Raw genomic sequence first — 11,071 nt, 5'->3', positions numbered from 1 at the left:
TCGCTCGTCCAGGTAACAGATCCTTAATCTGCTCCCACTGATCATCTCTTAATGCATAGCGTTTAGTCATGAAAAAATAATGAGGACAGGTTAGATTTTCTCAAGCTAATTGATGACAGGCTCTAGAAATTTAAAATCCAATTTGTATGTTTTTTGGTAAATCTGTGTTATAAAAAATAAAACGGCATAAAAATTGCTTATAAAACGGGATTTTCTATTAAGGGGGTAACAATGAGATTATCAGTGGGTATAAAAATTGCGAACTCGCTGTCATTAACTCCACAATTACAGCAGGCAATTCGGCTATTACAACTTTCAAGTCTGGAATTGGAACAAGAAGTTCAGTTGCAACTTGATAGTAATCCTCTATTAGAAAAAGTTGAAGAGCAAATTACCCTTGAAAGCTTATCTACAATTGAGTCAAATAATGAAAATCAAGATCTAACTAATCAACTTAATGCCGATCATCTGCCTGATGACTTACCTGTAGATACCGATTGGGATGATGTCTATACCCATCAACCTACAAGTCTGGGGGCAGCCGAGTTCGAAGAGCGTGAAGATAATCGTCAAGGGCATCAGAGCCTGCAAGAATATATGCTAGAACAAATTAATCTGCTGAATTTTTCACAGGTTGATAAATTAATCGCTTATTGTATCGTCGACTCTCTGGACGACAAAGGTTTTTTAGATGCAGAGTTAAGTGAAATTACTGCATCAGTACAACATTTACTCTCTTCTATAGGGGCCGAAGAAGAAATTGAAGATGATGAGGTTGCCGTTGTATTAAAGCATATTCAACGTTTGGATCCGGTGGGTGTAGGTTCTAGAAGCTTGGCAGAATGCCTATTGGTTCAACTTGATAATTTACCTGCGTCAACCCCTTGCCGAAATGATGCGATCAAACTTCTGCAACATTATGAATTGTTGATTACCAATGAGCTTCCTAAGCTGATCAAACAGACTGGCTTAAATCCAGAACAGTTGCGCTGTGCTGTAGATTTGCTAAAAACCTTAAAACCGCATCCAGGTCTGGAATTTGAAAACAAGGAATCGGATTATCAGGTGCCAGATGTTGTGGTGATGAAAAAGAATAACTGCTGGCAAGTCAATTTAAACTCGGATGTACTGCCAAAGTTACGCGTCAATTCTTTTTATGCCAAAATGATTCGTCGTGCAGATCATAGCGATGATAATCAGTACCTGCGTAATCAGATGCTGGAAGCGAAGAACTTTATCAAAAGTATCGATGAACGGCATAAAACATTATTGAAAGTCGCGACTTGTATTGTAGAACATCAAAAGATGTTCTTGGAAATTGGGGCGGAAGGCATGAAACCTCTGGTTTTAAAAGATATTGCCGAAGAAGTCGAATTGCATGAATCTACAGTTTCTCGTGTAACCACCAATAAATATATGCTGACCCCACGTGGATTGTTCGAGTTGAAATATTTCTTCTCGAGTCATGTCGGGACTACTTCAGGTGGTGAAGCATCTTCTACTGCTATTCGTGCCAAAATCAAAAAACTGATTTCCGAAGAAAATGCCCGTAAGCCTCTGTCTGATAATGCAATTGCTAATATGTTAAAAGATGAAGGCATTGATGTGGCACGACGTACGGTGGCGAAATATCGTGAATCGTTACATATTCCTTCATCTTCTGAGCGAAAAGTCTTGATCTAAAATTTGAAATCTGGCTATTCTAGAGATTCATTATGACAACATAATGAATCTTTTTTCTTTTGAGGATCAGTAAGATTGATTTGATTCAGGACTTAAAATACGGACATTTTATTTATAAGTTACTGTATTTAAATTATTTTATATTGAGACTCTTCTAATCCTAACGAAGGTGAGGGATAGAACTATGCAAATAACAATTCGTGGACATCATTTATCGATTACGCCAGCTATTGAAGAAAGTATAAAAACCAAGTTTTCACAGATGACGAAGCACCTAGATCAGGTGAATAGTATGCAAGTGAAACTCTCGAAAGATCATCAAATTGATAAACGCTCTAGAAAGGGCAGTAGTAATCATATCGCAGAGGCTATTATCCGATTACCGGGCATTGAATTTTTTGCTCACGCCACCGCAGATGATATGTATACCTCAATTAAAATATTGACCGAAAAATTGAAACGGCAGATTGATCGATACCGGGAAATGCATTTACAGCAGCATCCTTTAGCTCTATAAAGGACAAATGATGAAAAAGAGGTTTTAAAAGCCTCTTTTTTTTATATATATAATGTATGGATCCATGAATTATTTTTGCTATTTATAGTAAAATGGCTCGTTTTACACCCTTAGTCCTATAAGAGGTCTTGTGATGAATAATGAACAGCTCGCTGAAATTTTAGAAGCCGCTTTTCCAGAGGCGGATGTTGCTGTGAGTGGTCAGGGCGGAAAATTTGATCTCCGTATTGTGGATGATCAATTTGAAGGTAAGCGTCCAGTTGCACGCCAACAAGCTGTTTATGCTCCTCTCAATGCCCATATTGCCAGTGGTGCAGTTCACGCAGTAACGATTCGCGCGATGACAAAAGAAGAATGGCGCAAAGCAAGCTTATTTGGAGCTTAATCATTTAATGGATAAATTTTTAATTCAGGGCGGTATCAAGCTCGAAGGTGAAGTGCGCATTTCTGGTGCAAAGAATGCAGCACTTCCATTATTGGCAGCAATGATTCTTGCTGATACCCCGATTACGCTCAGAAATGTTCCTAATCTAAAAGATGTCAATACGTTGGTGAAGCTGATTGCTGGTCTTGGGATCACCATGACTTATGAAGGCGATACGGTTGTTGCTGATACTTCTACATTAGATAACCAGTTCGCACCGTATGAGCTCGTAAAAACTATGCGTGCTTCTATTTTGGTGCTTGGTCCATTATTGGCGCGCTATGGCAGTGCAAAAGTGTCTTTACCAGGCGGTTGTGCGATTGGTTCCCGTCCTGTCGATCAGCATTTGAAAGCTTTAGAAGCTTTAGGCGCCGAGATTGAAGTCGAAGCCGGTTATGTACATGCCAAAGTCGATGGTCGCCTGAAAGGTGGCGAAGTTGTCTTTGATATGGTGACTGTGGGTGGGACAGAAAATATTCTGATGGCTGCCGTGTTGGCCGATGGTGTGACCACGATTCGCAATGCAGCACGTGAACCTGAGATCACTGATCTTGCGCAAATGCTGATCAAGATGGGTGCCAAGATTGAAGGTCTAGATACCGATACTTTAATTGTGACCGGTGTCGAACGTCTGCATGGCTGTGAATATGCGGTTGTTGCTGACCGGATTGAAACCGGTTCATATCTGGCAGCAGCAGCGATCACTGGCGGTCGTATCAAAACCACGCATACTGATCCGTCCCTGATGGAAGCGGTGCTGGACAAGTTTGAAGAAATGGGCGCAGAAGTGACCCGTGGTGACGACTGGATTGAACTGGATATGCTGGGTAAACGTCCGAAAGCTGTCAGCTTCCAAACCTTACCACATCCAGAATTTCCAACCGATATGCAAGCCCAGATTATGGCTGTGAATGCCATTGCTCAAGGCTTTGCGACAATTTCTGAAACGATTTTTGAAAACCGTTTCATGCATGTTCCTGAATTGGCACGTATGGGTGCCAATATTCAGGTAGAAGGTAATGAGGCTGTGGTAACGGGTGTAGAAAAACTTTCTGCCGCACCCGTAATGGCAACAGATTTACGTGCTTCGTTCTCTTTGGTGCTGGCAGCACTTGCCGCTGAAGGTGAAACGCTGATTGACCGCATTTATCATATTGACCGCGGTTATGAAGATGTAGAAGCAAAGTTACAAAGTTTAGGTGCCCAAATTAAGCGAGTAAATTAATGAGCGATATGAGAAACGATGATCCAAACTTTGACGTAATGGGCAATTTTGATCATGGTTTAACTTTGGCATTAAGTAAGGGGCGTATCTTAAAAGAGACTTTACCTTTGCTAGAAACAGCAGGGATTAATCTTTTAGAAGATCCTGATAAGTCTCGTAAACTGATTTTCCCGACCACGCATAAACAGGTTCGTATCTTAATTTTACGTGCTTCAGATGTACCGACTTATGTTGAAAATGGTGCAGCCGATATTGGCGTGGCCGGTAAAGATGTATTGATGGAACATGGTGCACAAAATGTCTATGAACCATTGGACCTGAAAATTGCGGTATGTAAATTGATGACCGCCGGTAAGGTGGGGATGCAACGTCCTAAAGGTCGCTTAAAAATTGCGACCAAGTACGTGAATTTGACCCGTCAATACTATGCCAGCTTGGGTGAGCAGGTTGATGTGATCAAGCTGTATGGCTCCATGGAACTTGCACCACTGGTCGGTCTGGGCGATTACATTGTTGACGTCGTAGATACAGGTAATACCTTGCGTGCCAATGGTCTGGAGCCACTTGAAGAAATTTGCAAAGTGTCTTCGCGTTTAATCGTGAATAAAGCCAGCTTCAAGCGTAAGCAAGCGTTGTTAAATCCGATTCTGGCACAGCTTGAAAAAGCCGTAGAAGAACGTGAAAAGGCCAAACAGGCTTAAATTTGTTGCATAAAAAACCGTCCTTTTAGGGCGGTTTTTTTTATTCGATTGAACATAAATACGATGTAAATTCTTTCATTAATTTTACCAAAAGCTATTTCCAATAAAACTCATAGGGCTAGAGCACTATAGCTGCCGACAAAAGTCTGGAAAACAGGTAAACTAAAGCCTTCGAATTCAAACCTGATGGGTAAATTGATGCGACGTTTATCGACCCAAGATCAAAACTTCAAGCAAGCATTTGCTGACTTGTTGGCTTTTGAAACTGTTAATGATCCTGAACTTTTAAAAACTGTAGATCAAATTATTGCTGATGTTCGTCAGCATGGTGATGCTCAAGTTCTTAAACTCACTCAACAGTTCGATCGACATCCGGCGCATCAATTTTCAGATTTAGAGTTAAGCCAAGAGCAACTGCAAGCTGCCTTCGAGGGTTTGACGACTGAAGTGCGCGAAGCTTTAGAGCTTGCTGCAGCACGCGTGCGCGAGTTTCACCAGGCACAAAAACAGGACGGCTGGACCTATGTCGATGCTTTAGGAAATACGCTTGGTCAGAAAGTCACTCCACTGGATCGTGTTGGGATTTATGTGCCGGGTGGTCTGGCTTCTTATCCATCTTCAGTATTGATGAATGCTGTGCCTGCTCATGTAGCGGGAGTTCCTGAAATTATTATGGTGGTACCTGCACCGAATGGTGATTTAAATCCATTGGTACTGGCGGCTGCCTATCTGGCAGGTGTGACACGTGTCTTCACGATTGGTGGCGCACAAGCGGTTGCGGCATTAGCTTACGGTACAGAAACGGTCCCACCGGTCGATAAAATTACCGGCCCAGGCAACCGTTTTGTTGCTGCGGCAAAACGTGCGGTGTTTGGTCAGGTCGGTATCGACATGATTGCAGGACCTTCTGAAATTCTGGTGTATGCCGAAGGCCAAAATAATGCTGAATGGTTGGCGATGGATTTACTTTCGCAAGCTGAACATGACACTGTGGCACAAGCCATTTTCATCACACCAGATGAACAGTTGCTGAATGAGGTTGAACAGGCGATTGAAATGCACCTGGCAATATTGCCAAAGGCAGAAATTGCCCGTACTTCGATTGCCAATCGTGGTGCTTTAGTCTTGGTAAAAGACCGTCAAGAAGCGTCAGATTTGATTAATCAGGTAGCGCCTGAGCATTTGATGTTATGTTTAGATGATGCAGAAGCAATGTCTGATAGCATTCGTCATGCAGGTGCAATCTTTATGGGTCGTTATACGCCTGAAGCCATTGGTGATTACTGTGCCGGGCCAAACCATGTCTTGCCAACTTCAGGTACTGCGCGTTTTTCATCGCCACTTGGTGTCTATGATTTCCAGAAGCGTTCAAGTTTGATCATGTGCTCACAAGAAGGTGTAAAAACTTTAGCAAAAACTGCGGATATCTTGGCGCAACAAGAGAACTTGGATGCACATGCACAGTCAGCACGTTATCGTTATCAATCATAAATAGCATTACAACCTCTCCCTGACCCTCTCCTAAAAGGCGAGGAGAATTTAAACCACAAAAATCTTGTGTCTTTATTAATGAAAATTCCTCTCTTGCGCCATATATGGCTCAGGGAGAGGTTAGGAGAGGGTTTAAAGAGAATATAAAATGAATATCACAACAGAACAAATGCGTTTTTGGAGTCCTGAAGTACGTGAATTAGAACCGTATACCCCAGGCGAACAACCAAAAATCCAGAATATTTTAAAACTTAATACCAATGAAAATCCGTATCCACCATCACCCAAAGTGGTAGAAGCGGTTCAAAAGGTACTTGCGAATTCGGCGGATGTTTTGCGTCTGTATCCTGACCCGGATGCATCAGAGTTGAAACAGGCGATCGCTAAACAGCAAAATGTACCTGTAGACACTGTCTTTGTCGGCAATGGCTCAGACGAAGTCTTGGCACATATCTTTAAGGCTTTTTTTGTTCAAAAACAGCCTCTGCTTTATCCAGATATTACCTATAGTTTCTATCCGGTTTATAGTCAGTTTTTTGGCGTCAAAACCAAAATCTTACCATTGAATGATGACTTTGAAATTGTTGTGGATGACTATAAACAAGCTAATGGCGGCATTATTATTACTAATCCTAATGCGCCGACCAGTATTGATCTAGGTTTGGCTGCGATTGAAGAAATTCTGCAAGCCAATCCGGATTCAGTGGTGGTGATTGATGAAGCCTATGTGGATTTTGGTGCTGAATCAGCAGTTAAGCTGGTTGAGAAATATGAGAATTTAGTTGTATGTCAAACCACATCGAAGTCACGTTCTCTTGCGGGTTTGCGTGTTGGTTTTGCGATTGCTCAGTCCCATTTAATTGCAGCACTGGAAGCAGTCAAAAATAGCTTTAACTCTTATCCGATGGACCGTTTTGCGATTGCTGCAGCGGTCGCTTCATTTGAAGATCAAGCCTACTTTGAAGCACAAAATGCAAAAGTGATTACGAGTCGTGAAAAGTTGGTGTCCCAATTAAATGAGCTTGGTTTTAAAGTTTTACCATCGAGTGCCAACTTTATTTTTGCCTCATTGCCATCTAAGGATGCAGGTAAGTTGGCCAGCGAACTACGTGAACGTGGCATTATCGTGCGTTATTTTAACAAGCCACGTATTAACCAGTTCTTAAGAATTACCATTGGTACAGATGAGCAAAATCAGCGTTTAGTCGATACACTAAAAAATGAGATTTTGGTGTGATTAAAATCCCTCTTAGCCTCCCTTTGAAAAGGGAGGATTTCCCTCCTTTACTAAAGGAGGGTTAGGGTGGATTTGTAGAAAAAAGCGAGTCAAATGATTCGCTTTTTATTTATTTAGGCTGATACCACGTATTTAACAGATCCAGCATCGCTGAAACTTTATCAAAACATTCTTGATATTCTGCATCACAATCCGAAGAAATGGTAATACCACCACCCGCCCATAAAGAAACATCTTCTTGATATTTTTGGATGGAACGAATCAGAATGTTCCAGGAACCGGTACCATCAAAATTAAAATAACCCATTGATCCACAATAAGCCCCACGTGCTGCACCTTCCAGTTCAGCAATAATCTGCATGGCACGAATTTTAGGTGCACCCGTAATTGAGCCACCTGGTAGGGCTGACATTAACACCTCGAAAGGATTGATATCTGCTTTTAGGGTCGCTTCAACTTCGCTCACCATATGATGCACTTGATTAAAACTTTCGATATTAAATAATTTGGGTGTTTTAACCGAGCCTGTTTCCGCATAAATACTTAAATCATTACGTAATAAATCCACAATCATGACATTTTCTGCTTGATCTTTTTCCGATGCTTTTAAGATTTGTTTAGATTGTTCATCCAGCACGGGATCTGTATAGCGTGGCATGGTGCCTTTAATTGGTTTAGTGATAATTTTCCGATTTTTTTCAAAGTCAATAAATAACTCGGGTGAGCAACTGAGTAATTCAAAATCACCAATACGCAAATAACCGGCATAGGGCGCTTCGGTTAATGTCCAGAATGCTTGGGCAGTTGCTAAGAGGGAGCCTTGGGCACGACCTTTAAACTCTTGGGTCAGATTAATCTGATAGCAGTCACCTGCAACAATATAGTCCTGAATTTTCTGAAAAGCCTGAGTATAAACAGATTTAGTCCAGCGTGAGATACAAGGATTTTTTAAGTGAAATTTCGATTGAATTTTATTTTGCTTAAGTAAGTTCTGAATATAATTGAAAATCTGTTCTGCCTGTGGATCATCACTATAGAACATCCAGCCATCAGGGGTTGGTTTAATGTAGGAAGGAAATTGACCAATAAATAAACCAGGTTGAGGACGGTCTGGATACTGAATATATTGTTGAGCGGCATAATCGTAGCCGATAAAACCAACATAGCCTCCACGAAAGCCATGCTCTTGAGGAGTTTTTAATACATTGATTGCTAAATTAAACTCAGATGGGCTGGATTGGTATTGTTCAATCCCTGTTCTTTTAAAAGACTGAATTTGTGATGTTTGCGCAACAAAATATTCTTGAGCGCAGCAGGCAATAAAAGGCCGACCATTATTATTTAAATACACCAGATGATTCAATGTCTTCAATGCGGATAATAGATCTGTAACCAGACGTGATTCAAACTTTAAGGGACGATGATAGAGAGCTTCGGTCATTCAGTTATGGAGAGTTCGATATGACTTACTATTTTATATCAAGAAGCCAGGAAAATATTTTTAAATCATGAAATACCGTTTATCGGTAAGCGACAGATTGCGACCAACAACAGTTGATCAAAATTTGACTCGACGCTAATTTAAGTGGGCTAGCAAATTACTCAAGGAAAGATGCTTAAGCTGTCAGAAAATAAAAAATACAGCCTAAACACTGAGTAATTCACAACCAAAAAAAATAGTACTCTTGGGAGAGTAAACAATGAAAAAATTTACAAAATTAGTTTTAGCGACTTCAGTTGCATTTAGTGCCAATGCGATGGCGATGCAAGCAATGGATGATGCATCTCTAAGCGAAACAACGGGTCAAGACGGTTTGACAATTGGTATCGGCATCTCGAAAATTGCTATTGAAAAATTATTTATCCATGATAACGACGGTTTGGCACCTAAAGGTGTTGCAAATGAGGCGGGTTTCGGAGGTACTTCTACAGCAGGTGCGATCGTAATCCGTGGTAAGACTGATACAGCACCTGATGCTGCTGCTCTTGCTGATCCTACTACTGCAACGCATGGTGTAGTAATCGGTGCCAATTATGACAATAATGGTGCCTATTTACTTGCATCCCGTAACCTTGCTGACTTGGTAATTGATTCAGATGCTGGGGCTGGTAATCCTTTCATTAATGTTGCTGCACAAGTATCGGGTCTAGATATCAAAGTTGGCCGAATTGGTGTAACTGCATCTGGTGCAGATGATCCGGATTCGATTCGTCGAGGTGGTGCCGGTGTTGTAAACGACATCATTAGTGGTTTTGACGTTAAAACTGGTGTGATAAATGCCAATATTCAACTGGGTGCTGCTCCACAAGGCGCTATGATCAAGATGAATAGTGTAATGGCAGGTGGTCTAGAAATTAAAAACCTAGGTATTTTAGATAACTCGTCTAAAAATAAAGCAGTGGGGCTTGTAGGTACGACTCCAGTGACTACACGTGAAGCCGGTGAGATTTTTGTTGAAAGTATCAAAATTGCAGATGCGGATTCTAATGATTTAACCATTAGCCAGAATATTTCTGTATATAACGATGCTTATGTAGGTACTACAGCTCAGTTAGGTAAGGCAGCGCATGTTCGTATTGTAAGTAATGATACTGGGGCGAAAGACCAATACATTAAAGGTATTCATTTAGGTAACCGTGAAGCAAGATCATCAATTGGTGATATGGAAGTTCAAGGCTTACAAACATTCTACTCTCAAGCTCAGGGTAGTTATACAAAAGGCGCAATTATTACTATTTCAGGTCACTAATCTTTATTTTAAAAAAAGCGCGTGTTTACACGCGCTTTTTTATGACTATATCACTTATCTAAAAAATAAAAAAAATACTGTATTTTTTTGAAAAAACAGGTATCTTTCTAGTTACAGGGAAGTAGAGTGAATGCTCTATAAAAAGAAAAATAGGCACATCATGCCCATTATAAGAAAAGTTAATAATTATGTTAGAGATCGCGTTGGGCTCGGCATTGATGTATTACGCTGCCAAAGAAGCTCTGGATATCAAAAAACAGCCGAATGGTGCTGTTCACTATACTGAAGTTCTTGATTCAAGAAATGACTCTTTTGTACGTATGCACCGTGAAGCTGTGGAAGTAAAACCGGCACTTCTGGATCAATTTCAGGGCATTGTACGTCAAGCTTATGATTATAGTTGTGGTTCAGCAGCACTGACGACCCTCCTCAATGGTTATGTCGGTACGCAGCTGGATGAGCAGCAAGTCATGAGTGGGCTAATGAAATTCGGTGAAACGGATAAAATTGTTGAACGCCGTAGTTTTTCTCTGCTTGATATGAAGCGCTTCGTTTCAGCCTTAGGATTGGAAAGTGGAGGATATCGAGGAGAGTTCAAAGATTTAGTCAATCAAGATCAGCCTGCCATTGTTCCGATTTCTTATGCGGGATTTAAGCATTTTGTAGTTTATAAAGGTTATAAAAATGGCCGGGTTTATGTTGCAGATCCGGCACTTGGTAATATCAGTTTTGAGGAACGGCGTTTTCAGGATATTTGGGAAAATAACACTTTGTTCCTGATTAATGTACCTGAGCAATATCGCAAAAATTTTCTAGTATTAAAAGAATCAGATATGCGTCATGTAGAAGATGCTACGATTAATCGCTATGCCTTGGTTGACATGCAGTATCCACAATTTTATATGGACAAAATTGCTGATAAAGCTTCTACGATCCGTATGGACCGTAATCGTAATACAGAGTCAGAACAATTTGGGGAATATCAACATAACTTCCTGAGACTGTATTACAAGAATAAATAAAACGAAAAACAGTAATAAAAA

The 11,071-nt window shown here is 40.7% G+C and carries 10 protein-coding genes; 9 read left to right on the top strand and 1 reads right to left on the bottom strand.

Going from position 1 to position 11,071, the window contains the following annotated elements; translation table 11 throughout:
* The first annotated feature begins 231 nt into the window (after positions 1 to 231).
* The 7 genes from FTT86_RS10195 (at position 232) to hisC (ending at position 7,278) form a co-directional block, all read left to right on the top strand.
* Positions 232 to 1,683: an RNA polymerase factor sigma-54 gene (locus FTT86_RS10195; RefSeq protein WP_180181117.1), complete on the top strand. Its 1,452-nt coding sequence runs from the start codon at positions 232 to 234 to the stop codon at positions 1,681 to 1,683.
* A gap of 184 nt (positions 1,684 to 1,867) precedes the next feature.
* Positions 1,868 to 2,200 carry a ribosome hibernation-promoting factor, HPF/YfiA family gene (gene hpf / locus FTT86_RS10190; RefSeq protein WP_004730744.1) on the top strand — a complete coding sequence of 111 codons (333 nt, stop codon included), beginning with the start codon at positions 1,868 to 1,870 and terminating at the stop codon, positions 2,198 to 2,200.
* A 133-nt stretch (positions 2,201 to 2,333) separates the two neighbouring features.
* The gene (ibaG, locus tag FTT86_RS10185) at positions 2,334 to 2,585 is read left to right on the top strand and encodes a BolA family iron metabolism protein IbaG (protein WP_004730742.1); all 252 of its coding nucleotides are present in this window, start codon (positions 2,334 to 2,336) and stop codon (positions 2,583 to 2,585) included.
* Between the two features lie 7 nt (positions 2,586 to 2,592).
* A complete protein-coding gene (gene murA, locus FTT86_RS10180; protein WP_005250995.1) occupies positions 2,593 to 3,849 on the top strand; it encodes a UDP-N-acetylglucosamine 1-carboxyvinyltransferase in 1,257 nt (418 codons plus the stop codon).
* Positions 3,849 to 4,550, top strand: coding sequence for an ATP phosphoribosyltransferase (gene hisG / locus FTT86_RS10175; RefSeq protein WP_004646025.1), 702 nt, complete (start codon positions 3,849 to 3,851; stop codon positions 4,548 to 4,550). Before murA ends, hisG begins: the two co-directional genes overlap by 1 nt.
* Before the next feature lie 186 nt (positions 4,551 to 4,736).
* Positions 4,737 to 6,041 carry a histidinol dehydrogenase gene (gene hisD, locus FTT86_RS10170; RefSeq protein WP_005250997.1) on the top strand — a complete coding sequence of 435 codons (1,305 nt, stop codon included), beginning with the start codon at positions 4,737 to 4,739 and terminating at the stop codon, positions 6,039 to 6,041.
* Positions 6,042 to 6,189: 148 nt separating this feature from the next.
* Positions 6,190 to 7,278, top strand: a complete 1,089-nt coding sequence (hisC, locus tag FTT86_RS10165; RefSeq protein WP_005251000.1) for a histidinol-phosphate transaminase — start codon at positions 6,190 to 6,192, stop codon at positions 7,276 to 7,278.
* A gap of 109 nt (positions 7,279 to 7,387) precedes the next feature.
* On the opposite strand, the gene FTT86_RS10160 is transcribed toward hisC, so the two are convergent.
* A complete protein-coding gene (locus FTT86_RS10160; RefSeq protein ID WP_005251001.1) occupies positions 7,388 to 8,719 on the bottom strand; it encodes an anthranilate synthase component I family protein in 1,332 nt (443 codons plus the stop codon).
* Positions 8,720 to 8,978: 259 nt separating this feature from the next.
* Here FTT86_RS10160 and FTT86_RS10155 point away from each other — a divergent pair, with 259 nt between their 5' ends.
* Together FTT86_RS10155 and FTT86_RS10150 are read left to right on the top strand one after the other, a co-directional pair.
* Complete coding sequence (locus FTT86_RS10155; RefSeq protein ID WP_005251002.1) at positions 8,979 to 10,028, top strand: DUF6160 family protein; 1,050 nt, start codon at positions 8,979 to 8,981, stop codon at positions 10,026 to 10,028.
* Positions 10,029 to 10,216: 188 nt separating this feature from the next.
* Positions 10,217 to 11,050, top strand: coding sequence for a C39 family peptidase (locus FTT86_RS10150; protein ID WP_005247186.1), 834 nt, complete (start codon positions 10,217 to 10,219; stop codon positions 11,048 to 11,050).
* Positions 11,051 to 11,071: the final 21 nt, after the last annotated feature.

Source organism: Acinetobacter sp. YH01021, from assembly GCF_013420255.1.
In the GTDB taxonomy this organism is placed as follows: domain Bacteria; phylum Pseudomonadota; class Gammaproteobacteria; order Pseudomonadales; family Moraxellaceae; genus Acinetobacter.
The sequence above is the reverse complement of the archived record's forward strand: the minus strand, read 5'-3'. Positions and strand labels throughout refer to the sequence as shown.